This window comes from Microbacterium aurum (assembly GCF_016907815.1).
Lineage (GTDB): Bacteria > Actinomycetota > Actinomycetes > Actinomycetales > Microbacteriaceae > Microbacterium > Microbacterium aurum.
In genome coordinates this window covers 1,052,913-1,077,177 of the sequence record NZ_JAFBCQ010000001.1, presented here as the reverse complement: position 1 = coordinate 1,077,177, position 24,265 = coordinate 1,052,913, and the positions used below count along the sequence as shown (strand labels likewise).

The window sequence follows — 24,265 nt, the reverse complement described above, 5'->3', positions numbered from 1 at the left end:
CTCGACCATGTGACCCGGCGGAGTGAATCGAGTCTCCGGCTCGGCGCTGGTAGGGGCTCTATTCGAGTTTGAGGATGTCTGACCGGATGAGTTTGACGGCTCTGCCCATGAAGCGGCCGGCGGCGCTGCCGAAGGGGTTGTCGGTGGCCATGTAGGACCAGGTCGCGGATGGGCGGCGGAGTCCGAGGTCTTCGGGGTCGCGGCCGATGTCGTCGGGGGTGAGGGTTTCGATGAGGTCGGCGGTGTCGCGGTAGACGGCGTCGAAGAAGCCGTGGAACTCGCGCAGGGCGATGCGATGGAACTCCTCGGTCGGTTTCTGTCCGGCGAGTGCGCGGAGGTGGATACCGTCGCGCACCTCCTGGAGCAGCGCGAGATGCGCAATCCACTGTTCATCGAAGTAGTGCAGCGCGACCGCCCGTATGGTGACCGCGACGGCGACCTGTCCGCGCGCGTTCTCCAGGGAAGCGACCTTGGTCGGTATCAGCTCGCGCAATCGTTCGACGGCGAACTTGCCGTCGATGATTCGCTGACGGTGGTCGAGGACGGTCTCGCGTTGCGCGGCGATCGCGCGACTGTAGGTCCAGGTGAGCCGGTGCTGAAGGGTGCGGGCTCGTTCCGCGGCGGCTTGGCAGGCGTCGACCATTCGGCGCCGCTCCGTCTGCGGGAGGGATTCGCCCTGGCGGGCGATCTTGGCGCGCATCCTCGGCGTCAGATGTATTTGCAGGAGGTCGTCTTCGACGCCGACGATGGTGTGGCTGGTTCCGGGGTCGCCCTGTCTGCCCGCCCGCCCGCGGAGTTGGGCGTCCAGCCGGCCGGAAGGATAGCGGGCCGTGGAGATGACGGCCAGCCCTCCGGCGGCGACAACGCGGTTCCGGTCGTGTTCGTCGGCCCCTCCGAGGCGGATGTCGGTGCCGCGGCCGGACATCTGCGTCGAGATCGTCACGGCCGCGTACTCACCGGCGCGGGCGACGATTGCTGCTTCTTCGGCGTCGTTCTTCGCGTTCAGTACGCGAGCCTCGATCCCGGCCTCGCGTAGCCGCGCGTCGAGTTCTTCGGATTCGGCCACGCTCTGCGTCCCCACGAGCACGGGCTGTCCCCTGTGATGCCGGGCCGCTATCTCATCCAGGATCGTGCGGGTCTTCTCGGGGTCGGTCAGGAGCACGGTGTCGGGCTTATCGACGCGCCTGTTCGGTTCGTGCCGCTCGACGCGGCCGCTGGGCAGCTCGTAGAACTCGATGAGTTCTTCCGCGACGGCGACGACGGTTCCGCTCATGCCGGAGCGCAGCTGGTAGCGCAGCAGCAGGTCTTGGATCGTGATCGTGTCGAGGATCACGCCGGGGGCCGAGACCTCCAGGTGCTCTTTCGCTTCGAGGGCCGCGTGCAATCCGTCCGGCCAGCGTTGCAGATGCGCGATGCGGCCGCGAGTGGTGTTGACGAGCTTGATCGCCCCGTCGCTGACGAGATAGTCGACGTCACGGTGCAGTAGCACTCGGGCGTGCAGCGCGAGGTTGATGCGCGTGAGCGAGGCGATGTGCTCGGCGTCGTAGAGGTTGATTCCGCCCAGGCGCGCCTCGATGCTGTCCAGCCCCGCGTCGGTGAGCGTGACGGTCGCCTGGTCCGCGTCGACGGTGAAGTCGCGTTCCGGTGTGAGCTGTTCCACCAGCGCGGTCGCCTCTCCGAACTCGTCCGCCTGGTCGTCGGACGTTCCGGCGAGGACGAGGGGGACCATCGCCTCGTCGATCATCACGGCATCCGCTTCGTCCACGATCGCGACGTCGAAGACCGGATCGACTCGCTCCGCGGGGGTGACCGCGAACCGATCGCGCAGCACATCGAAGCCGATCTCGCTCACGGGCGCGTAGACGACATCGCAGCGGTACGCGCGACGCCGCTCCTCAGCGGAGGTGTGCTGTCCGATCCAGGCCACGCTCACTCCGAGCGCGGCGAAGAACGTAGCCGTCCAGGTCGCATCCCGCTCCGCGAGATAGTCGTTGACCGAGAGCACATGCACCCGCCGGCCCCCAGCCGCGTGACCGGCGGCGGCCAACGCCCCCACCAGCGTCTTGCCCTCCCCGGTGTCCATCTCCACGCCATACCCGGCCAGCAGGGCGCAGCACGCGATCAGTTGCTCTTCGAAGGCCCGCAGGCCAACCGTGCGCGACGCCGCCTCCCGGAGGAGGGCCAACAATCGTCCCGTCGCCGCATGTGCCGGGGACCCGCGTACCGCGATCCGGAGCTGATCGCGAAGCGTCTCCGCGTCGAGCGTCCGCACTTCTTCGGCGAGCAGTCCCGCAGCGCGCACGACGGGATCGAAGCGGCGGAAGGACGCTGCGCCGGGCAGGCCGAGTGTCCGGGACACCCAAACCGGAATCGGGATGCTCATCCCGGTGTGCCCGCCGCGACGAGGATCGCCAGTAGGGGGACGATCCGAGCAGCCGGCACCTCGTAGACGCCGCGTTTGCTCGATGCCAGCCAGCCGGCCGCGGTGAGCTCTTTCAGGTGGTGATACACCTGACCGCTCGTGCCGCTCTCCAGCGCCTCCACCAGCGCGGCGACCGTCACCGTTCCATGCAGCACGGCATGCAGAATCTGCAACCTCACCGGATGGCCCAACGCGGCCAGCACGACCGTCTGCTCGGCCCAATCCTGCTCGAACACATCAGAAGTGGCCCGCCCGTACTGCCACTGCACCGTCCCGCCGTCGGGCAGATTAACGACCCCGGTGTAGAGCACAGCGCCACCCTCCGGCGCACGAGCCCGCAAACCCTCCAGCGCCCACAGCGCCTCCTGGGCAGAGACGCCCGGACGCGCGACAGGCGAACCGGGTTCCCCCTCCCGGCTCATCAGGGCCGTAACAGCCTGCTCCACCGCCGACAACCGTGCCTCGAAATCACCATCCCCGCTCACAATCACGAGTCTACGTTAGAACGTAACTATAGATATCGGACACTGGGGAAGCCGACAGCCGGCTGCCCCCTATCCGGCGCGGCCCTGGCGTCCGGGCGGGAGCAGCCCACGAGCGCGGGCGCGCGTGACCCAGCCCTGCGCGGTGGACAGTGCGACGCCGCTGATCTCGGCCATCGTCGCGGACGGGTTCGGGTCGCCCTGGCCGGCGAGCCGGCCGTGCTGGAGAGCGACCAGCTCGTAGAAGTCCGGGGTCTTCTTCGGATCGCCCAGCGGCTTGAGCAGGTCGCGCTCGGACACCTTGCGGCCGGAGGGCAAAACGATCTTGCCGCCGGTGATCGTCTCGGTGCGCGTCATGGCGAACAGGCGCTTGTTGATCGACGCCTCGATCCGAGCGGTCGGCAGCTCGCGCAAGAGCTGGCTGGTGATCGGGTCGCCCGGTCGCCACGGCAGGTAGATGACGCCGGTGATCCGCACTTCCTCCGGGACGGCGAAGGTCTGCCGCTGGAGACGGATAAGCACGCGGGTCGCCGTCGCTGAGTGCTCGATGTAGCGCCAGCGCCCGTCGACCGTCTCGTCCGCCTCGGAGTCGAGCTGCGCCTGCCGGTCGGCGTCCGTCATTGCCTGGTCGTTGTAGCCCAGGATCGCATCGATCTGCTCGCTCGCGTCGTCGTCCCGCTCGCCGGGGAACCGGGACGCCAGGTGCCACCCGTCGGGCAGATCGGCCGAGATGATCAGGCCGTCATAGGACTGATCGCCGGGGCGGCGCGGAGATGCGGGCATGAGGCGAGTCTAGCGAACCTGGGAGTTGTCTCATGTAGTTGCGGTTACCTGCGTGGCGCGCTACTCTCAAATATCCGCAACTATCTGACGTAGGAAGGAGGCCGCGATGGGCGAGGGCGCCGAGAGCGTCGTGCAGACCGGGCCTGCGCCGCTGTTCTACTCCGAGGAGGAGACGGCGGCGCTGCTCGGCATCCACCGCACGACCCTGCGCGCCCTCGCCGTGTCCGGCCAAGCTCCGGTGGAGCCGATTCGGCTCACCCAGCACAAGCGCGTCTACCGGCGCATCGACGTGGAGCGCCTGGCGGGGGTGGCCGAATGATCGAACCACGCACAACGAAAGCTGGCAAGACCTACTACCTCGTGCGGGTGAAGTCCGGGCGCACCCTCGTCGCGTCCAAGTCATTCGACACCAAGCGCGAGGCCGAGACGTGGGAGCGCAAGCAGAAGCACCTCATCGAGACGGGTCGGCCCCTGGCCCCCAAGCGCTCGTTCACGCTGCAAGAGCTGGTGACGATGTTCCTCGCCGCACGACAGGGCGGCAATCCACACACGGTGGACACCGACCGCAACAACCTCGACGCTCTCCCTGCGAAGATGCTCACCCGGCCGCTCGCGTCGATCCAAGCGGACGACATCCGCTCCCACCTGCTCGCGGAGCTGCGCGGCGGCAAGGCCGCCTCGACCGTCGCCCGCGCCAAGACGACTCTGAGCGCGCTGTTCACCTACGCCGACGAGCAAGGGTTGCTTCATCAGCCACACCCGGTGCGCACGATGAAGAAGATTCCCGAGCTGGGCACAGTCGCGCTGCGCGCGGTGAACCCGAACGAGATTCCCTCCCCTGGCCGCGTCGCCGCCGTGCTCGCGACATTGCGGCAGCGGCGCAGCGACATCGCCGACGTGTTCGAGTTCATGGCGCTGACCGGGGTGCGCTGGGGCGAGCTGCGTGCGATCCGCGTCCACTGGCTCTCCGAAGTTCCCCTCCCCCAGCTCAACGTCGAGCGATCACACTCCGACCGCTACGAGGAGAAGGCGCCGAAGTCCTGGCGCGGCACCCGCCCCGTCCCGCTCTCGCCGCGAGCCCTGGCGATCTTCCGGCACTACGCGACGGGCAAAGCCGCCGACGACTACCTGTTCACCAACCAACAGAGCGGTCAGCTCTCCGTCGGTGTCGCCCGCAAGTTCCCGCTCGGCTTCCGCCGCCACGCGCTCCGGCACTTCGCCGCCTCGACTTGGCTGCGCCTCGGCACACCCGTGCACGAGGTCGCGGAGTACCTGGGCGACGATGCCCGCACCGTCCTCGCGGTCTACGCGCACGTCCTCGGCGAAGGGCAACGCCGCGACCATGTGCGCCGCCTCGCGGCCGCCGAGGAGTTCGGCCGCAGCGGGGGTCACCTGGGGGTCACCTCGAAGGGTCCGAGCCTCGGACTCTGATCGCCAACACCCAGCAGTCGAGCCGTAGAAATGGCTCCTGATCTGGGGAAAATGGCGGAGACGGAGGGATTTGAACCCTCGGTCCCCGTAAGGGGACTCCACCTTAGCAGGGTGGAAATGCCAATCTTCGGCTGTTGAGCTACCGATGACCCAACCTCCGCGACATTGCGCGCAAATCCATCCTGATCTCGGCTTTCCCCCCTCGGCGCGCTCGTCTCATCACGCACTCAACACACTTACAACTCGCCCGCATCGCCTCTCTCGGGCCACTCGGGACACTTTCGGGACACTGTCGCACAACTACTTGCGATGGGCCGCGCGGCATCGGGAACTTCAGCTTCCCAAGCTGATAGCGCGGGTTCGATTCCCGTCATCCCCTCCACTTTTCCGCATGATTTCGCGGGTCGGTCGCCACAGGACCTCACGTGCTGGGGATATTCGGCACCTACTGGGCGCTCATCCTCCCGTACATCGCCGTCACGATCCCGTTCAACATCCTCCTCATGACCGGTTTCCTGCGCGAGTTCCCCACCGAGATCGAAGAAGCCGCAATCATCGACGGTGTCGGGCTGTGGAAGCTCTGCTGGACCGTTGTACTCCCCCTCATGCGGCCGGTGATCGCAACGATCTTGATCTTCAACGTCGTGTACGTGTTCAACGAGTTCCCGTTTGCGTCGATCCTCATCAACGACCCCGACATGGTCACAGTCTCCCTCGCCGTCTCACGATTCCAGGGACAGTACACCGTCGACTACGGCGGGATGATGGCAGCTGCGACCCTCGTGCTCGTGCCCCAATTGATCGTCTACGCGCTCTTCCAACGTCAGGTCATCGCAGGTATGACCGTCGGGGCCGTGAAGGGCTGACGGCGGGACACCCCGGTGCTATCTGTGCAGTCGACGGCACTGGCCTTGGTGGGTTCCCACGTGTTGGCGCTCACCGCCAACAACGATCCGAGCATCGATGCTCGTGACCCCCTGAACGCAACTCACGCGCGGAGCGCTCGAACTGTCGCGGAAGACGCGACTGACCGCTTACGGCGAACCGGCGAGCCGGCGAACCGCGCTGAGGCTACCGCCCGAGACCCCCTGGCTATCGCAAGTAGACCCTGGCTTCCCAGGGCGCTAGAGCGGCGTCGGGGTCACTACCGCCTCCGAGGTTGACGAGGATCGGCTCGGCGCCGCGCCATCGCGTCCGTTCCCTCGCAGGAATACCTGGCGAGGCCGGCTCCGACGAAAGGTTGACTAGCACGAGGAGGTGCTCGTCCCCGAGGTTCCGCTCGAACGCGAACACTGCGGGGTCCGCCGTGTCGAGCCGCACGAAGTCACCGTCGGCGACCACGGGGAGCCGATGTCGCAGGTCGATCAGCGCTCGGTAGTGCTCGAAGACCGACGAGCCGTCGCCGTACTGCCGTTCGGCGTTGACGGTGGCGTGGTTCGGGTTCACTCCGATCCAGGGGGATCCCCCCGTGAACCCGGCGTTCTCGGTCCCGTCCCACTGCACCGGCGTGCGGGCATGATCGCGGCTCATCGCCTGAAGCCCTTCGATGACCTCTTCCGGCCGCTCGCCCCGTGCCATGGCGTACGCGTAGTAATTGAGGGACTCGACATCGCGATAGTCACGGATGTCGCGGAACGGCGCGTTCGTCATCCCGAGCTCCTCACCCTGGTAAATGTAGGGCGTGCCGCGCTGCATATGCAGTGCGGTCGCCAGCGCCGTCGCGGATTCGCGCCACCAGCGCCCTGCGTCGCCGAAGCGGGTCACCGGCCGCGGCTGGTCGTGGTTGGACAGGTAGAGGCTGTTCCAGCCGACGGTGGCGAGCGCTTCCTGCCATTCGGCGAAGGAGTCGGCGAGCTCGCCGGGCTCGAGCCGGCGCGAGCGGAACTTGCCGTCGACGTGGTCGAGGCTGACGTGTTCGAACTGGAACACCATGTCGAGTTCGCGCCGGCTCGGATCGGAGAAGAGGGCTGCTTCTGCCTTCGTGACCCCTGGCGTCTCTCCCACGGTGAGGAGGGCGCCGCGGCCGTCGAAGACCTCGCGGCGCATCTCCCGCAGGTACTCGTGCAGTCGGGGCCCTGCCGAGAAGTGCGGGAAGCCGTCGCCGTGGGTCTTCCCCTCCGGAACCAGGCCGTCGGGCAGATCGGGATGCTTGGAGATGAGGTTGATGACATCCATCCGGAACCCATCGACTCCTCGGTCGAGCCACCAGCGCATCATCGTGTACACCGCTTCGCGGACGTCAGGATTGTCCCAGTTCAGGTCGGGCTGCTTGCTCGCGAACAGGTGCAGATAGTACTCACCGGAGGTCTCGTCGAGGGTCCACGTCGGACCGGAGAAGAACGACTCCCAGTTCGTGGGCTCACTGCCGGGTTCGCCCGGCACGCACCCCTCTCGAGGGGGCCGCCAGATGTACCAGTCTCGTTTGGGACTGTCCCGGCCGGCGCGCGATTGGAGGAACCAGGGGTGCTCATCGGAGGTGTGGTTGACGACGAGGTCCATCACGAGTTTCATTCCGCGCGCGTGCACGGCGGCCAGTAGCTCGTCGAAGTCGTCGAGCGTGCCGAAGACGGAGTCGATCTGCTGGTAGTCGCTGATGTCGTAACCGTTGTCGGCCTGCGGCGACCGGTAGATCGGTGACAGCCAGATCACGTCCACTCCGAGGCGCCGCAGGTGGTCGAGGCGGCCGAGGATGCCACGGAGGTCGCCGACACCGTCGCCGTCCGAGTCCTGGAAGCTGCGCGGATAGATCTGGTAGACGACCGCGCTCTTCCACCACTCCGGCGTCGCCGCGGGATCGGCGTCGGTCACGAGGATCTCAGAGTGCGACATGGACGACCTGCCAGATGTGGAGCGGCGGGAGGGTTGCCACGGCATGATTGCCGTCGATGCGCACCGGCACCTCAACGAGCCTGGCACTGCCGTCAGGGTCGGCGACGCGCACACGCGGTCTCCGCCCGCGGACGAAGCGGAACCTCAGCTCGCCGTCGCCGACGGCGGCCGGCGCGAGTCGCGGCGCGTCCCACAGTGTGTCCTGCTGGCCGACCAGGTTGATCAGATGCACCACGAGGGAATCGTCGGCGCGGACCACGCGGCGCCAGACCGACCCGGCAACGGCCGTCTCACTGACCACGGCGTCCTGGTAGGCCACGTCCAGGTCGTCGTTGTAGTCGCCGACGTAGGACGCGGTGACGTCGACGACACCGGGGGCGAGCAGGAGCTCGTCGTGCTCCACGGCGAAGTCGTACCACCGCGCGAGGAACTCGAGCGTGTCTGGCTCCGCCTCGTGGTTGCGCACATAGTACGGGTCGACAAGCAGCCGGCCGTGTTCGCCCACGAGCAGCTGCGTCGTGCCGTGCGAGAGGAGTGTCGCCATCGTGAGAGCGGTCGCACGATCTGCTGCCTCAGCGGGAGAGTGATCGTAGACGTGCTGGTAGGCGGCCAGAACGACGGGCTTTCCTCCAGCCACCGAGCGCGCGCGCTGGGCGACGTCGGCGAGCGCGTCGAGGGTGAGGACCGGCTTCCATGGCTCGATGTAGACCGCGTTCTGCGGCGCCGAGCCGGTATCCCAGGTCGGGAAGTCGTTGACGTTGTTGAAGATCAAGCGGCTCTCCGGGAGCCGGCCGCGCACGGCCTCGACCAGACGGACGAACGAGTCGGCGACATCGAGCACGGCACCGTCGGGGGTGGCGGCGTGCTTCGGGTAGCCGTACTGATCCAGGTGGAAGCCGTCGAAGCCCACCCGCTCCACCGAGGCGCGCAGGTCCTCGGTGAAGTGCTCGAGCCACGCCGGGGCGGCCGGATCGAGGATGAAGAGGAAGTCGCCGAGCGCGTACGGTTCCCCGTCTGGCCGCAGCAGCGCATGCTGCCGCCATTGCGGCCACTCCTCGGGACCGACCGCGTAGACCGCGGCGTACCCGTAGGAGGCGGCGCCCGCCCCCCGGAGCGCGCGGACCAGCTCGCGGACCGTGTCGAGCGTGATCCGTTGACCGAGGGCGTCGTCGTACTGCTCCCCGCCGCCGAGCAGGTCGGCGTGCCGGTAGGCCCAGTCGTAGAACTGGATGCCGTTGAGGTGCAGCCTGCGCGCGAGGTCGACGACCGACTGCACGTCCTTGCCTGGCTCGTAGCTGGCGACGAATCCGTACCTCAGCCGGGAGCAAGGGTCGGCGGTGACTTCAACGGCAGTGCGGACAGTGCCGCCAGCGTGCTCGAGCTCGATGCCGTAACACCCGCTCGCGAGCTCGGGCAGGAGCTGTACGTCACCAGGGTGCAGGTGCTGGCTGTGCACGAGCTCGCCGAGCCGCCATACCGACACGGTGCCCTCTGCGGGCACCTCGCCCCGGATCTCGATCCCGAGGGACTGGCCGGGTCGGAAGCTGGCTTGGATGGGAAGGAGTGTGAGGTCGGTCACGGTCATCCTTTGACTGCCCCGGAGGTGAGGCCTTGAACGAAGTGGCGTTGGAAGATCAGGTACACGACGATCACCGGGATGACCGCGATCACCGAGGCGGCGAAGACGAGTCCCCACTGGGTCGCGTTCTGCCCCTGAAAGAGTTGGATCGCGATCGGCAGGGTGCGATTCTGCGGGCTGTTGATGATCGTCAGCGCCCATGCGAACTCGTCCCAACTCGCGAGGAAGGTGAAGATCGTCGCCGTCGCGAGGGCGGGCCTGGCCAGCGGAATCGCGAGACGCCAATAGCGAGTCCACGCGTTGGCCCCGTCCATCTGCATCGCCTGGTCGAGCTCACCCGGGATTGCGGCGAAGAACCCACGCAACAAGAACACGTTCAGAGCCAGCGAGCCTGCCACGTAGAACACGATGAGACCGGGGAGCGAGTCCAGCAGCCCGAAGTACTTGGCCAGCACGAACTGCGGGATGATCAGCATCATGGCCGGCACCATCAGGCCGATCAGCAGGATGCGGAAGATCACCTCGCGGCCCCGGAACTCGAAGCGGGCGAACCCGTACGCCATCATCGAGCTGATCAGCACCGACAGCGCGGTGGAGACCACCGCGACGATCACCGAGTTCAGCGCATACCGGGAGAAGTCCTGACTCGTCCACGCCTGCACGTAGTTCTCCCACGTGAACGGATCGGGGATGAACTGGGGCGGTGTCGTGAGCACGTACGCCTGTGGCTTGAACGAGGTCGACAGCATGTAGAGAAAGGGCGTCACCATGACGATCGCCCCGACGATGAGGGCGACCAGCCTCAGCCCGGTCAGCGCTGTGCGCTGCGTTCGCGTGCGCTTCATCGGGACTCCTCGTCAGTACGGTCTCGGAAGACGCGGAGCTGCACGACCGAGAAGATGAACACGATGACCGTGAGCAGCACCGCGATCGCCGCGCCGTAGCCGAAGTCGAGGTTCGAGAAGGCCTGCTGGTACATGAACGTCAGCACGACCTCCGTCTGCCCGCCGGGGCCGCCCGCCGTCATCAAGAGCACCGAGGTGAAGACGTTGAACCCGCCGATGACCAGCATGACGACCACGAAGAGCATCGCCGGCCAGATCGCCGGAATCGTCACCACCCGGAACCGTTGCCACCAATTGGCCCCATCCAGGGCGGCGGCCTCCTCGAGCGACTGGGGGACGCCCTGGAGTGCGGCGAGGAAGATCATCATGGACCATCCGATCCCCTTCCACACTCCGAGGGCACAGATGGCGATCATCGCGGTCCACCGGTTCGACAACCAGGAGGTCGTGCCGTCCGTGAGCGGAAGTATGTCGCTGAGTGCCCAGTTCACGAGGCCCTGATCGGCGAACAGGTACTTGAACAGCAGTGAGACGACGACCCAGCTGGTGACGACGGGGAGGTAGTAGAGCACACGGAACAGCGGCTGCACGGGGGCTTTGGACCGCAGCAGCATCGCAACCGCCAGTCCGAACACGATCTGGGGCGGCACGGTGAAGAGCATGTAGATGCCGCTGTTCGCAAGGCTCAACCAGAAGCGGTCGTCTTGGACCGCGCGCGCATAGTTGTCGAGTCCGATGAAGTCGCTCGCCGCACCGCGAAGGATGTTCCAGTCGTAGAGGCTCATCTGGAGGGCCTGAACGATCGGGTACAGGATGAACAACCCGAACAGGATAAGTCCCGGCGCGATGAACAGCCACGGCGTCAGGTTGGCCCTGCGCCGGCGAGGAAGCAGGAGTTCGCGTGGGGTGGCCGCGGCCACCCCACGCGAGCCGGTACTGAGGGTCATCAGTTGTCGGCGGCCAGGAGCTCGTCGATCTTCGCGGCAGCGGCCGTGAGGGCATCCTCGACGGTGACGTCGCCCTCGAAAGCGGGAACCAGTTCGTCGTTGAGGATCGTGTCCACCTCGCCCGCCTGCGGGATCGGCAGGCGCGCGCGGGCAGTCTCCAGCTGGTCGGCGAAGGTCGCGAAGTAGGGAACGAGATCAGCCTGCTTCTGTGCGAATTCCGGCTTGACGCTCATCTGTCCCGCCTTCGCCATCCCGAGCTGATAGGTCTCACTCTGGCTGAACTCGAGGAACTTGTAGGCGGCCTCGGCGTGCGCTGTCGACTCTGTCACCACGAGACTCTCGCCGCCGACCACACTGATCGATCCTCCGGAGCCGGCCGGCACGGCGGAGTAGACCGGTTCGAAGTCGGGATACTGACCAGCCCAGATGTCCTGCATCCACGGCCCGTCAAGGATCGAGGCGTACTGTCCGCTCGGCAGACCGTCGCTGGTGCCGGTCGCTCCCGAGTTTCCGGTGATGAGGTTGGGCACCTGTCCCTCCTTGTAGAGGTCTACCAGCAACTGGATGCCCGCCACGCTCTCCGGGCTGTTGAGGTATCCGGTGGAAGTCGACAGGTCCGCGTCGGCGATGTCGCCACCTGCCGACCAGATCCACGGCATGACGTTCCAGGCGCTCAGCCCGCTGTCCGCGAAGGCGTAGGTATCGGTGCCGCTGAGCCCCGCGGCCAGTTGCTTCATCTCATCGAACGTCGCTGGCGGTGCGCTCAGGCCGGCCGCCTCCAGCGCGGCGGAGTTGGTCACGAGTACCCGCGTGTTCGTGTTCAGCGGGATGCCGTAGTAGTGGCCGTTCCACGACGTCGTCTCGAGGGTGCCGGGGTAGACGGCATCGGCCAGTTCCTCGAAGCCCGACATCGTGCCATCGAGCTGCTTGAAGACGCCCAGTTCTGCGAACTGCGCGACCCAGCCGATGTCAGAGCGAATGAGATCGGGCAGCTCACCGCCGGCCGCCGACGTCGTGAGCTTCTGCTTCAGCCCGTCGTAGGGCATGTCGACATACTCGACCTGGATGCCCGGATTCTCTTTCTCGAACGCCGGGATCAGCTCGTTTTCGAGCACATCGGTCTGCGCGCTGTTGCCCCCGTTGCCGTACGTGCCCCAGAACGTGAGGGTGATCTGGTCATTCGAGTCGTCTCCGGACGCGGCGCAGCCGCTCAGAACCAAACCGCCAACCAGCGCGATAGCGCCGGCAGCGGCGAAACGTGTGTGCCTCATTGCAGGTGTCTCCAAGGTCGGGACGGCCATCGTCAACCGTCTCCGTTATTTCACCACACAAAAAAACAAGTAGTCAAGTGCGCCTGATCTGCCGCCTGGATGAGGTAAGTTCTTTCATGTTGGAAGAAAGGGTCGCAATGGCGTGGCAACCCGCGGACGAGCTCGCGCAGGCTGTAGCGCTCGAAGTGCTCCTGCACGGCCCCCTAGGCCGTTCGGAGCTCGCGCGCCGGCTCTCGCTCGCCCCGGCGACCCTGACCCGCATCAGCACTGAACTGATCCGGGCGGGTCTCTTGGTCGAAGCGCCGCATGCCGCGACACGGGGGACGGGTCGACCATCGATTCCGCTCGACGTCATCCCAGAGGCACACTACTTCCTGGGGATAAAGCTCTCCGGGGATGCCCTCATGAGCACGATCACCAATCTGCGTGCTGACGTTCTCAGTTACCGCGAGATTCCTCTGTCCTCGCGCGACGCCGACTACATCGTCGCTCAGATCGCCGTGTTGGTCCAGGAGGCACGAGCCGAACACGCCATCGACGCCGTGGGCATCTGCCTGGGAGGCGTCGTCACCGAGGATGGCACCGTCAATAGTGCGCCGTTTCTCGACTGGCGTGATGTCCCCCTCGCGCGCCTTGTCGAGGAGCGATCCGGACTTCCGGTCTTCGCCTCCAACGACCTGGCGGCGTTCACCGAGGCTCAGCACTGGTTCGGTCTGGGGACGGGGCACGCGAACTTCGCGACTCTGACGCTCGGTGTCGGCGTGGGCTTCGGCTGCGTCGCGAACGGTCGACTGCTCGCAAACTCGGACTCGGGAGTGGGCCTCGTCGGCCACTGGCCGTTGGATCCCCTCGGACCGCCCTGCAGCCGCGGACACCGGGGCTGCGCCGAGGCGATGCTCACCATCCCCGCGATCGAACGCGACGTGTCGACGGCGATAGGCCGGCCTGCTCGATGGTCCGAGATCATCGAGCTCGCCACCCTCGGGGACCCTGCTGCAAGCAGAATCCTCGCTTCATCGGGCCGTGCGCTCGGGCGACTCATCGCGGCTGTCGCCAATCTCACCGCGCCGGAACTCGTCGTGCTGGGGGGCGAGGGTGTCGACATTGCCTGGACCGCCGTCGACGCGGTCCAGGAAGGGATCGAAGAGCAACGGGACCCGCGCGCATCGAAAGTCCGCGTCGAGCTCGCCTCCGGCGGCAACGAGACCTGGTGCCGCGGCGCCGCTGTCGTCGCGATCCAGGGCTATGTACTCGCTGCCAAGCAACGCTCTGTCAACTGACCTACGAGATGAATCAGTCCGCATGACATTCCCGCACAACGGGGCGGGGGCCGCGCGCAAGGGGATCCATCGCGGCAGACACAACGCCCCCTACCTCATCGAGTCGCCGAACCCGGGGTGCTGGTCGCGCCCTTTCCGCATTGATCCCGGGTGTATATTTCTGCAACGCGCGTGCGTAGGCCGCCGCGAGTTGGTCACGCGTTTCGCGGTCACCTGTCGCGTCGCGCCGCGTCGCGCGCGCATGACTGCGCGCGTTGTCGGTCGCGATTCGTGCGTCCATGCACAGTAGCTCGCTGTGCGCGCGACCCACCTTCCGTCTGACTGGGCGTCGCGGCACGGGTTCGTATTCCGGCTGATCGAGTGCGCCTCGCTCATCTGCATCGTATCGAGGCCACCAACGCCCGATCGGGAAGGCCTGGTCCCTGGAGTTCGTCCGCCTGCAGCGCGCTCGTGCGGTGTCGCAACACGCGTGCGAGGACTGGTCCGTACACCGTCAAGGCCCCCCAGCTATTCGCCGAGGGGCCTTGACGGGTACTTATGGTCAGCGAACGACGCTGAGCTTGTCGATCGCGACCGCAGCGGAAGAGGCTCCGCTGAGCTGGATGGTGTTGGTTCCCGCGGACAGCTGAAGGCCAAGGGTCTTCGTCGCGGTGGCCGTTGCGGAGCCCGTTGTGGGCAGCGTCACCGTCTTCGGGCTACCACCATTTACCGACACCTGGACTGTCTGAGCTGAGGCGCTCGCGTAATCCAGACGCACGGTGTGGTTGCCCGATGCGGCGACCGACTGGGAAGTGAACACAAGCGTCCCGGTCGAGTTCAGCCCGCTCACGGCGGACCCCCCGGAGCATCCGGAGCAGCTCGTGACGGCCGCGGTCCCGCTTCGCGTGTTACCCGTCGCTTCCGCCTCCGTGACTCGTTCCAGTGTGAACGCGTCCAAGTCCGGCGCCCAGCCAGTGGGGTTGTCGAACTTGATCGTATTGTTTCCCGCAGTCAACGGAACATCGATGTCGAACGAACGAAGCGTGTCCCAAGTGCCTGACTGCATCAATGCACCGGTGTTGAACGTCGTACCGTTGACGGTGATTCGGAACGCCCGAGCGGGGTCGTTGGCCGGGCTGCCGGAGGAGTAGGTGAAGTTCAACCGGTAAGTCCCGGCTGTTCCGACGGAAACGTTGTTGAACTGCACACCGCCTCCGTTGCCGAGACCGTTGGCGCGTGCTGCGTTCGAACAGCCCTGACAGTAGGTTGTCGATGCCGTGCCCATGAAGGTGTTCGCTCCGTTCTCCGCCTGCCAGCGCGCATCTCCACTGCCGATCTGCGCGAGTGGGGTCTGCGAGATGTGCACCGCCACTCCGCCTGTCGCGATCTGCGGCAAGGACAGCGTCGTAGAGCTGGTCACGGTCTGCGTACTCACCTGAGTCTGGCCCGCAGCGCTGTCCGAGAAGATTGTCGCGGTGTAGGACCCGCTTCCAAGGAAGCTCAGCGGGACCGACGCCGTGCGAGCGGGACTAGTCATCCCGGCCACGAACCAGTCATTCCCGCTCCGGCGTGCCATCGTGACGTGGTCGCCGGGGAACCCCTCGACGATCTTCGTCTCATCCCACTGCGTGGGGATGACGCGCATCAGGTGCCGTCCTGACCACTGACGATATGCAGCAGCCGAATCGGCGTAGTTGATCATCCCGGTGTTGTAGACGATCGCCTGCGCGAGGGTGTGGGTCTGAGTAAGGACGGCGTCATTCCGCGAGATCATCGCGGGCGTGTAGTCCATGCCTCCGAGGGGACCACGCGTGAACGGATACGTGACGTCAGCGCGCGCGGTGGTGGGCGGCGGGAAGATGTAGTGCTCGGTTGCGGCTACTGCCTCCGAGGTCAGCTGCCAGGGCCAGGTTCGCGCTTCCCCGCTCGGCTTGGTGCTTCCATGAATGTTGAGCATCATCTGCCCGGCGCCGGCGGCGTCGCCGATCGATTGGTAAGTCTGCTGGGTCTGCTGCGAGTCGCTCAGGAAGAAGTCGACTTTGAGGCCGTCGACCCCGTACGCCTTGTGGTCGTTCACCAGTTTCGTTGCCGCTGCAGGTGTTGTTCCGGCGTCGGCGGTCACCCACGCGAATACTTTCACGCCTCGCTGTTTGGCGTAGGCAGAGATGGCGGGAAGGTCCACGCTCGGCGTGTAGCAGCAGTCGACGGTGACGTACTCGAAACCCATCTCCGCGGCGAAATCGATCGTCTCCTTCTGGTTGGCGAGCGTGCGGGGACCGTCGGGGTCGACGAACCAGTTCCACGCCGCGCGTCCAGGCTTGACCCAGGTCGGAGTCGAAGCTGCTGGCGGGTTGAGGTTCTGCACGAGGTCGCTGTTATAGAGCTTGTCGAGGTTCGAGGTCACGATCGCCGTTCGCCAGGGCGTCTGGAATGGGTACGGGCTCGAGATCGGGAATCCTTGATCGGGGGTCCGGCTGACCTTCAGGAGCCCGTTGCCTGCGCCGTCTCCCTTCAGGAGTGCGGGGGCGAACGACGCGTTTGAGTTGTTCACGTTAGCTTCGGTGATGAGGGCGTAGTACGCATTGTTATTCACCGAGATCAGCGCTGGCATCGTGAGATCAGAGCCCGAGTTCAGCGACGAGGGCGTCCTGTACATGTAGTCCTGCTCGTAGTTGGCGTTCCATGGCGCCGCCCACCCGCCATCGGCCGTGTTGAGGCGGAATCCGGTGGTCTCGTTCGTGATGGTTGCAGTGCCGCTGCCGGGAAGCCGGTAGCGGAATGCGATTCCATCGTCGTACGCACGTGCGATGAGCTGCATCGTGGCGCCGCTCTTCGTGTAGGTCAGCGTCATCTCGCGACCGTTGTTCGTGTAGCTCGGCTTGCTACCCGCGGGGAGGGAGTAGGTCTCGTTGATGACTGCGCGCGTCTCGCCGGTGTAGCTCAGACCTGATGTGAAGTCAGTGGAACTCGTCGTGATTCCCAGTGGCGAAGACCGGAAGACGGTCTGCGTTCCGGCGGTCACGCTGTAGGTCAACGAGCCATTTGCTTCGTCGGTGACTGTGAGATTGACCGAGCCGTTGGGGGAGGTGATGGTGTGCGTAGTCAGCGCAAGCGCTGGGGTGGCAGTCATCACCGACAGTCCCAGCGCTACTGCTGCGCCAAGAGCGAGACTTCTTCGACTCAGACTGCGCCGTCTAGTACGAGTGTGCATGCTTCGCCTTTCGCGATGTGCGACGGCAGGGGGCCATCGCTTACGCCAGACGCTAGGAACCCTTTCATGAGTCGGGAATGGCCGTTTAGCGTGTCGGGCATGGACGTTCCGATCCGCTTCGACAGTGAGAGCGCTCACGAAAGCAGACGTTATGGACAAACCGTGCACCTAGCGTCCAGTCTGATCTCGTGCCAATCGAGGACGGATTCCGCGGTCAACGACTGATTGTTCTCCCGCGGCCCGTCGTCTTGGAAGCGTTGTCCAGACCCGTCACGCGACGCATCCTGGTAACGGATGTTGGCTTCTACCCAGAGGCTCTGGACCACCAGATGGCGAGGCCGAGAGGGATAGACCAGACCGTTGTGATCGTGTGCACGGCTGGCACAGGGTGGGCTCGTATCGGAGAGACGACGCATCGGATCGGTGCGCAGCAAGCGCTACTGTTGCCGAGGGGCGTCCCACACGCCTACGGCGCCGATGCCAATCATCCCTGGACGATCTGGTGGGCTCACCTCACGGGAAGCGACGTGCCGGAGCTGATCAAGGGCCTCGACGTTTCTGAGACTCGACCGACGGTGGCCATGAAGTCACCGGAGAAGGCAGTGGCGCTCTTCGACGAGATCGTCTCCGGTCTAGAGCGGGATCAAACGCCGGCCCGGCTCATCGCCTCGGCAGGTGCCGCCTTCAAACTGCTCACTCAACTAACAGTGGACCGCCTCCTTCCCTCACCCGAGGACCCGCTACACCGGGCGATGAGCTATTTGAGGGAGCGGCTGGACGGGGCGGTGCGGGTCGCGGACGTCGCCCGGCTCGTGGGGGTCTCTCCTCCCCACCTGGCGGCCCTGTTTCGCAAGGCGACCGGGGGCGGTGTCCTCGCGCATCACACGGCTCTTCGCATGGCTCGTGCCCGACAGCTCCTGGACGCTACAGATGCCACCGTGGCAGAGATAGCGCGGGACGTGGGGTACGACGACCCCTTCTACTTCTCACGCCACTTCCGTCGTCATCACGGCGTGAGCCCCACCGGGTTTAGGGCGCGGAATCTCCAATTCCCGACAGAGTCCTCAGGCCCCAGCTGACGCTCCAGGACTCATCTGGGTCGAGCCATCGCAGGCCCTCGCCGGTGCGGAGCGCGTTAGGCGGAGCGGTCATCGGCTCCACAGCTACCGCCTCGTGAGTGCCTGCCGCTGCCGGGAAGGACGGCGACACGTACAGCTGTGTCCAGCGAAAGTCGGGGTCGGCCCACAGCTCAACTCCGCGCCCACTCGGAGTGCGCAGTGAATGGGTGAGGGTGCGACCGGTGTCGGCGCGCATATAGGTCATGTGTCGAGGTGCGCGCGGGACCGGCGTTTCATCCCTCAGGTCCTCCGGCGAGCCGGAAAGGTGAAACGATTCGCGTGGGATGTTCCGCTCATCGAGGTGGTATCCGTGCGTGGCGTCGATTCGGAGGGAGAGCGAATCCGTTCTCGAATCCCCGACACGTAAATAGGGGTGTGCTCCGACCGCGACGGGAGCACGTTCTCGCCCGACGTTCGTGAGCGTTGTGTTCACCGTCAGGCCGCGCGCGTCGACGCGGTACGAGATCAGCGCGTTCAGATCGAACGGGTAGCCCTTCGCATGACGGATCGTTGCCGCCATATCCACCCGTCGAGATTCGCGGTGGACGATGTCGAACACGTGGTCGGCGAGCAGCCCATGATTCGCGTTGTTCAGCTCGGGCTCGTTGACTTCTAGCTGATACTCCGTGGTCCCCTGACGCCAGCGTGCATCCTCGACACGGTTAGGCCACGGCAGCAGCATCGCACCTGACATGTGTACGAGCGCCGTCGAATCGACCGTAGGTTCGACGGCGTCCATCCCATCGATGACCAGCATCCGGAGGGATGCTGCCAGCGGCGAAACCACTGCGAGAACCCGCCCACTGCTGTCGCTGATCCACTCCCTTGTCGGGCTTTGCGTTTCGGTCCAGGTCACGTGGCGACCAGATGAACGAGAACACTTCGGTCCGGGTCCAATAAGGGCGGCTGCAGACCATGCACCGCGAGAGCACGGCCGGTCATGCGAAGGGGAGCATTCATCCAGTCGGGCCTCTGACCGGCAGGAACGGGATCCCCAGGTGCGAGCTCCTGGACTTCATAGAGCGCGTCAGGTTTCAGTCCCGGGAATCTCCACCTAGCCGGCGGCCACGTCGCAGGCATGTCGTCGAGGGCGTAAGAGAAGATCGCTTCGGAGCCGTCGTTCGCGACCACTCCTTCGACACGGACCGTGGGGTCGACGTCGGTGCGAACAAGCCGTCCGGTGTGGAGGAGCGACCTGAACCGCTTGTGAGCCGCCACCCAGGCTTTCACTCGATCGAAGGTCGCCGCGCCGATGGTGGTCAGGTCCAGCTCAACCCCCAGGTTCCCCCAAAAGGCGGTCGCCGCTCGCTGGTCGATGTTGGCCACGCGGTGAGTGATGTGTGCTGTTTCAGCCCCCAGATGGGTTCCCTGCAGCTCGAGCGGTACGAGAATGCTCGTCCACCGCTGGATCGGACCGCGTTCATGAGGGTCGTTGTTGTCCGAGGGCCACACCCTGTCGGTTCGCGCGAGGACACCGAAGTCGATGCGACCACCGCCGCTCGCACAGGATTCGATCTCGAGATCAGGATGGCGTCTGCGCAGCTCGTCCATCATCCGGTAGACAGCGACCGTATGGTCGCGCGCGCCTGCGCGACCGGTGCTGGGGTGACCCGCGTCAAGGAGGTAGCGGTTGTGATCCCATTTGATGAAGTCGACTCCTATCTCCGCGACCCGCTCAGAAACGAGTTCGAGGATGTGCGAGTAGGCCTCTGGTAATCCAAGGTCCAACACGTGCTGGTAACGCGACGCAAGCCCTGGGCCGTGTCCCGCGTCGAACACCCATTCCGGGTGTGAGCGAGCGAGCATCGAGTCGAGGTTGATCATCTCTGGTTCGAACCAGAGGCCGAACTGCATGCCCAGACTGCGCACGTAGTCCGCGAACTGCGACAACCCCGCCGGCCAGCGGGCCCCGTCAACTTCCCAGTCACCAAGGGAAGTCTGATCGTCGTTTCGTCCCTCGAACCAACCGTCGTCTAGTACGAACCGTTCGGCACCGAGCTCGGAAGCCCGGCGTGCGAATTCGCGGAGCTTCCCCTCGTCATGGTCGAAGTACACCGCCTCCCAGGTGTTCACGAGGACCGGCCGTTCTGTGTGAGGATGCGTCGTCCGCGCGCGGAGCATTCGGTGAGCGCGGTCCGACAGAGCATTCAGCCCATCGCCCCACATTCCGTACGTCGTCGGGGCCTCGTGTGTCTGGCCGGGAAGGATGACCAGTTCGTCTGGGTGGAAGAGCTCGCCCGCGCGGAGGAGCTTCGAGCCGGCGGGCATACGCTCCGCCGCGAGTGCCTGGTTCCCACTCCAACCCAGATGGATCGCCCAAACCTGGCCTCGCTCGAACCCGAAGTGTTCCTCACCTGCAGAGAAAAGAGTCGAGTGCTCCAAACCCGGCTTCCCACCGCGGCTCTCGCGTACCCACGCTCCCACCGGGAGCGGGTGGCGTTGCGGGCTTCTCTCCCGCGCCCAGCGGCCCGTGAGGTCCAGCAGTTCGACTGCCGATTCGGGGAGGGGAAGTGCGACCTCGAGAGCATGGAGGACGTACGGGGTCTCGCCATCGTTTGTCAGTGAGACGTCAACGCTCAGCACGCCCTGATCAGACAGGACGATGTCTAGGCTGACGGTCAGCCGTGAGCTTTCGTCGATAGCTTTGCATCGGACTGCGTCGTCGTGGATTGTGACGTCGGACGTTATGAAAAGGGGTGCGAAATCTGCGCCGCTCCGACTGCCAGCGAGACCGGGCCGACCGAGCCATCCCTCTGCGAGCAGGGGCAGTACTGGGATCGGCTGCGGGTAGGTCACCATGCTGTCGCCAATGGTTGGCTGGCTGGCTCGCCGGACCGACTCCAGAGCCTGACCGTCAAGCACGCCGAGATCGTCGCCCCAGTGCAAGATCCGGGGGAGCCTTCCATCGGACAGGTCGACCACAACGCTTACCCCACCCCGTCGCAGGTGTGCGACCTGAGGCTCTTGTTCCGTCACGGTCATCCTTTCAATCCGCTGCTAGCGATCCCGGCGAAGAACTGCCGTTGCAGAACGACGAACACGATCACTAGGGGCAACGTGCAGATCAGCGCTCCCGCCATCAGTGCGGGGTAATTGGTCCCGAACTGGCCCTGCATGCTGGCCAGCCCAACTGTGAGAGGTCGATTGTCCCCGGCGGGGGTCACGATCAGGGGCCAGAGGAGGTCGTTCCACGAGTAAAGGGAGGTAAGGACCGCCAGCGCCGCCAGCATCGGACGAGCCATCGGAAGCATCACACTCCAGAAGACACGGAGAGTCCCCGCGCCGTCGAGGCGGGCCGCCTCCTCGTAGTCCTTGGGCATGGTCGAGAACGCTTGTCTCATCAGGAATGTGCCGAATGCAGAGAACATGCCCGGTATGGCGAGAGCGGGAACGGTGTTGAGAAGACCCAACCCTTTGATGACGTCAAACTGGCCGAGCAGGAACAGTTGACTGGGAACCATCAACATCAGAATGAACAAGGCGAACAGGAAGTTGCGCCCTGGGAACCGGAGCCGCGCGAATGCGTACCCCGCGAGAGCGGCCACCAGAACCTGTCCAGCTACCCGCAAGATCAGCGACATTGCGGAGACAGAGAACTGAAGCCAGAACGGCGAGCCCTCAAAGAACGTCTCATATCCCGCGATGGAGGGGGTGGACGGGAAGATCGTTGGCGGTAGCGACGCCACCTCATTGGTGGTTTTGAAGGAGGTCAGGATCTGCCACACGAACGGCACGATCATGAGTGCTACTGCGACGCCAAGAAGCACGTGCAGCTTCCACTGGCCCCGGGCAGCCAACCGTCGCCGCGTTGACGCGACGACCTGGGGCTTGAGCAGTGAGTCAGTCATACGTCACCCACCTCTTCTGCAAACGGAACTGAATGATCGTGGCGATCATGATGAGGAGCAAGAGAACGATCGCGATCGCGGCGCCGTAACCCTGCTTGAACTGGACAAACGCTGCTTCGTAGAAGAGGTAGACGATCGTTTTCGAACCGTCGATCGCAGTGTTGTTCACGCTGCCGAGCATCACGAAGACCAGGTCGAACATCTGCAGCGCCGAGATAGTTGTGAGCACCGTGACGAAGAAGATGCTCGGGCTCAACATCGGAAGGGTGATTGCGAAGAATTGGCGTACGCGCCCAGCGCCGTCGAGAGAGGACGCCTCGTAGAGGTCCAGCGGGATGCTCTGCAGTCCCGCCCCGAGAATGATGAGGTTCACTCCCAGGCCCATCCAGATGCCGACGACCGCGAACGCGTAAATGGTGAACCGGTCGTCAGCGACCCAGTACTCTCCTGGGATGCCGACGAGGGACAGCAGGTAGTTCAGGATCCCGTAATCACCGTTGAGGATGAACCGCCAGACCATACCGACTGCCACAGGCAGCGTGACGACCGGCAGGAAGAACAGGATGCGATAGAGGGTGCGTCCTTTTGCCACTTGTTCGATGAGAGCGGCAACAACGACAGCGATCGGTATCCCCAACAGGACAAGAGCGGTGTACACCGCAGAGTTGCGCAGGGCTAGCCAGAAATCACCGTCGGCCAGTAGCGAGGCGTAGTTGTCCAATCCTGTGAACTCGCCGGGGCCAAAGACAGGCACGTTCATGAAGCTCTTGAAGAAGGTCGACAAGAACGGCCAGAGGTAGAGGACGGCGAGTCCGACGAACGCTGGTGCGATCATTGCAAAGGCCCACCAGTCGACTCCTCCGCGTCGCCTTCGGTGGCCGGGGCTGATAGCCGTGCCGGGGCGGCTTGTGAGCCGCCCCGGCCGGTTGAGGGTGTCCGTCATCAGCCGTTGGCCAGAACCTTATCGATCGCCTCTGCGTAGGCTTTCGTCGCGTCTTCGACGCTCGTAGTTCCGTTCCAGGCGTCCGTGAGGTACTTCGTCTGCTCGCCCTGCCATTCCGCGGCGTTGCCCTGGACGGGCAGCGGGACGGAATACTCCTTAGCGTCAATGAAGACCTGCAGGTTCTTGAACTCAGGCATCGCTGCCATCCACTTCTCCTCTCCGCCTTCGTAAGCGGGCAGCACGGCTCCGGTCTCGGCCTGGATGTCTGCGGCCTCGGGGCCGCTGGCGAACACCAGGAACTTCTTGACCGCCTCCGGATGCTTCGTGCCTGCGTACCCGACGTTGGCGATGCCGCTGGTCACCGTGGCCTTCTGCTTACCGGTCGGGAGTGGAGCGACATCAATGTTCGACGCGATCGCCTCGTTGCTGTACAGCTGGAGCGCCCAGTACGCCCCGGACATGTACATCCCGATCTTCCCCTGCTCGAACATCGTTACCGCTTCGGTATCGGACAACTGCTGGAGCGTCGGGGACGAGCCGTCCGCTTGAAGGTCTGTCCAGAATTTGATGCCTGCTTGCGCCTCCGGCGAGTCGATTTCAGCGCTCTGCCCGTCGTCGGAGATTACCTTGCCGCCGGCCTGGAAGATTGTGTTGTAGTAGCCGCCCTGGTAGTCGATCGGTGCAGCTACACCCCACACGCCTGCGGATGTGTCGGTCAGTTCTTTGGCCGTCTGTCGGAAGTCCTCCCACGTCCAGTCGGCTGACGGGTACTCGACCCCGGCCGCGTCGAAGATTGCCTTGTTGTACCAAACAGCATTGGTATCGAAATCCTTCGGCAGTCCGTAGGTTTTCCCGTCGCCCTGGTCGTACAGGTCGAGCACTGCCTGTGGGTACTTGGTGAGGTCCACGCCTTCCGCTTCGATCTCATCTGAGATGTCCAGCAGCTGGCCCCCGGACGCGTACGGACGGATGTTTTGCGCGAGCATCCAGAAGGCGTCGGGTGCCGTTCCTCCGGCCGCGCCGGTCTGCAGGGTCGACCAGTATTCGGGCCAGGGTCGCTCTTCGACCTTGACTGTGATGTTGGGATTCTTCTCATGGAACGCGTCGGCGATCTTCTGCATCGCAGGGGTCTGTGTTCCGGCCCAGACGCCGTAGGTGATCTCAACCTGTTCGGCGCTCGGGTTCTCGCTGGTGGCGCCTCCAGAGCACGCCGTGAGTGCAGCAGCGCTCACGACAGCGGGAAGCAAGAGCCATCTCTTGTTCATGTTTTCTCCTTGGGTGCGATCGGTCGTCTGTG

The 24,265-nt window shown here is 65.0% G+C and carries 19 protein-coding genes and 1 tRNA gene; 5 read left to right on the top strand and 15 right to left on the bottom strand.

Going from position 1 to position 24,265, the window contains the following annotated elements; genetic code table 11:
* Positions 1-58: 58 nt before the first annotated feature.
* The 3 genes from secA2 to JOD60_RS05300 all read right to left on the bottom strand — a co-directional run bounded on the left by secA2 (position 59) and on the right by JOD60_RS05300 (position 3,687).
* Positions 59-2,359 carry an accessory Sec system translocase SecA2 gene (secA2, locus tag JOD60_RS05310; RefSeq protein ID WP_198159128.1) on the bottom strand — a complete coding sequence of 767 codons (2,301 nt, stop codon included), beginning with the start codon at positions 2,357-2,359 and terminating at the stop codon, positions 59-61.
* 20 nt (positions 2,360-2,379) lie between these two features.
* Complete coding sequence (locus JOD60_RS05305) at positions 2,380-2,907, bottom strand: ArsR/SmtB family transcription factor (protein ID WP_198159127.1); 528 nt, start codon at positions 2,905-2,907, stop codon at positions 2,380-2,382.
* Positions 2,908-2,976: 69 nt separating this feature from the next.
* Positions 2,977-3,687 carry a hypothetical protein gene (locus JOD60_RS05300; protein ID WP_076689211.1) on the bottom strand — a complete coding sequence of 237 codons (711 nt, stop codon included), beginning with the start codon at positions 3,685-3,687 and terminating at the stop codon, positions 2,977-2,979.
* 106 nt (positions 3,688-3,793) lie between these two features.
* Here JOD60_RS05300 and JOD60_RS05295 point away from each other — a divergent pair, with 106 nt between their 5' ends.
* Both JOD60_RS05295 and JOD60_RS05290 read left to right on the top strand, forming a co-directional pair.
* Entirely contained in the window at positions 3,794-4,006 is a 213-nt protein-coding gene (locus JOD60_RS05295) for a helix-turn-helix transcriptional regulator (protein WP_076689209.1), read from the top strand.
* Positions 4,003-5,118: a tyrosine-type recombinase/integrase gene (locus JOD60_RS05290; RefSeq protein WP_076689207.1), complete on the top strand. Its 1,116-nt coding sequence runs from the start codon at positions 4,003-4,005 to the stop codon at positions 5,116-5,118. The genes JOD60_RS05295 and JOD60_RS05290 overlap by 4 nt, the downstream gene beginning before the upstream one ends.
* 52 nt (positions 5,119-5,170) lie before the next feature.
* On the opposite strand, the gene JOD60_RS05285 is transcribed toward JOD60_RS05290, so the two are convergent.
* Positions 5,171-5,277 (bottom strand) — tRNA-OTHER (locus JOD60_RS05285).
* A gap of 266 nt (positions 5,278-5,543) precedes the next feature.
* On the opposite strand from JOD60_RS05285, the gene JOD60_RS05280 reads away from it, so the two are divergent.
* Positions 5,544-5,984, top strand: coding sequence for a carbohydrate ABC transporter permease (locus JOD60_RS05280; protein WP_198159126.1), 441 nt, complete (start codon positions 5,544-5,546; stop codon positions 5,982-5,984).
* 226 nt (positions 5,985-6,210) lie between these two features.
* Here the strand turns inward: JOD60_RS05280 and JOD60_RS05275 are convergent, their stop codons facing one another.
* The 5 genes from JOD60_RS05275 to JOD60_RS05255 are packed head-to-tail and all read right to left on the bottom strand — an operon-like array spanning position 6,211 to position 12,589.
* Entirely contained in the window at positions 6,211-7,947 is a 1,737-nt protein-coding gene (locus tag JOD60_RS05275) for a glycoside hydrolase family 13 protein (RefSeq protein ID WP_076689205.1), read from the bottom strand.
* A complete protein-coding gene (locus tag JOD60_RS05270) occupies positions 7,934-9,526 on the bottom strand; it encodes a glycoside hydrolase family 66 protein (protein WP_076689203.1) in 1,593 nt (530 codons plus the stop codon). Before JOD60_RS05270 ends, JOD60_RS05275 begins: the two co-directional genes overlap by 14 nt.
* Positions 9,527-9,528: 2 nt before the next feature.
* Positions 9,529-10,371 carry a carbohydrate ABC transporter permease gene (locus JOD60_RS05265; protein ID WP_076689200.1) on the bottom strand — a complete coding sequence of 281 codons (843 nt, stop codon included), beginning with the start codon at positions 10,369-10,371 and terminating at the stop codon, positions 9,529-9,531.
* Positions 10,368-11,318 (bottom strand): carbohydrate ABC transporter permease, encoded by a 951-nt coding sequence (locus JOD60_RS05260; RefSeq protein ID WP_157127853.1) that lies wholly within the window; start codon positions 11,316-11,318, stop codon positions 10,368-10,370. The genes JOD60_RS05265 and JOD60_RS05260 overlap by 4 nt, the downstream gene beginning before the upstream one ends.
* On the bottom strand, positions 11,318-12,589 hold the full coding sequence (locus JOD60_RS05255; protein ID WP_076689196.1) for an extracellular solute-binding protein: 1,272 nt from the start codon (positions 12,587-12,589) through the stop codon (positions 11,318-11,320). The genes JOD60_RS05260 and JOD60_RS05255 overlap by 1 nt, the downstream gene beginning before the upstream one ends.
* Positions 12,590-12,666: 77 nt before the next feature.
* On the opposite strand from JOD60_RS05255, the gene JOD60_RS05250 reads away from it, so the two are divergent.
* Entirely contained in the window at positions 12,667-13,869 is a 1,203-nt protein-coding gene (locus JOD60_RS05250; RefSeq protein WP_198159125.1) for an ROK family transcriptional regulator, read from the top strand.
* Positions 13,870-14,410: 541 nt separating this feature from the next.
* On the opposite strand, the gene JOD60_RS05245 is transcribed toward JOD60_RS05250, so the two are convergent.
* Entirely contained in the window at positions 14,411-16,978 is a 2,568-nt protein-coding gene (locus tag JOD60_RS05245; RefSeq protein ID WP_076689191.1) for a glycoside hydrolase family 97 N-terminal domain-containing protein, read from the bottom strand.
* A 269-nt stretch (positions 16,979-17,247) separates the two neighbouring features.
* Between JOD60_RS05245 and JOD60_RS05240 the strand changes: the two genes are divergently transcribed.
* The gene (locus JOD60_RS05240; RefSeq protein WP_076689189.1) at positions 17,248-18,138 is read left to right on the top strand and encodes an AraC family transcriptional regulator; all 891 of its coding nucleotides are present in this window, start codon (positions 17,248-17,250) and stop codon (positions 18,136-18,138) included.
* On the opposite strand, the gene JOD60_RS05235 is transcribed toward JOD60_RS05240, so the two are convergent.
* From JOD60_RS05235 to JOD60_RS05215, 5 genes are read right to left on the bottom strand one after another with little or no spacing between them, the layout of a single operon-like run.
* Positions 18,089-19,033 (bottom strand): aldose epimerase family protein, encoded by a 945-nt coding sequence (locus tag JOD60_RS05235; RefSeq protein WP_157127852.1) that lies wholly within the window; start codon positions 19,031-19,033, stop codon positions 18,089-18,091. The genes JOD60_RS05240 and JOD60_RS05235 overlap by 50 nt on opposite strands.
* Positions 19,030-21,159 carry an alpha-galactosidase gene (locus tag JOD60_RS05230; protein WP_076689187.1) on the bottom strand — a complete coding sequence of 710 codons (2,130 nt, stop codon included), beginning with the start codon at positions 21,157-21,159 and terminating at the stop codon, positions 19,030-19,032. Before JOD60_RS05230 ends, JOD60_RS05235 begins: the two co-directional genes overlap by 4 nt.
* The gene (locus JOD60_RS05225; protein ID WP_076689185.1) at positions 21,156-22,025 is read right to left on the bottom strand and encodes a carbohydrate ABC transporter permease; all 870 of its coding nucleotides are present in this window, start codon (positions 22,023-22,025) and stop codon (positions 21,156-21,158) included. The genes JOD60_RS05230 and JOD60_RS05225 overlap by 4 nt, the downstream gene beginning before the upstream one ends.
* The gene (locus JOD60_RS05220; RefSeq protein WP_084201903.1) at positions 22,018-22,968 is read right to left on the bottom strand and encodes a carbohydrate ABC transporter permease; all 951 of its coding nucleotides are present in this window, start codon (positions 22,966-22,968) and stop codon (positions 22,018-22,020) included. Before JOD60_RS05220 ends, JOD60_RS05225 begins: the two co-directional genes overlap by 8 nt.
* Positions 22,968-24,233, bottom strand: a complete 1,266-nt coding sequence (locus tag JOD60_RS05215) for an ABC transporter substrate-binding protein (protein ID WP_076689181.1) — start codon at positions 24,231-24,233, stop codon at positions 22,968-22,970. Before JOD60_RS05215 ends, JOD60_RS05220 begins: the two co-directional genes overlap by 1 nt.
* Between the last annotated feature and the right edge of the window lie 32 nt (positions 24,234-24,265).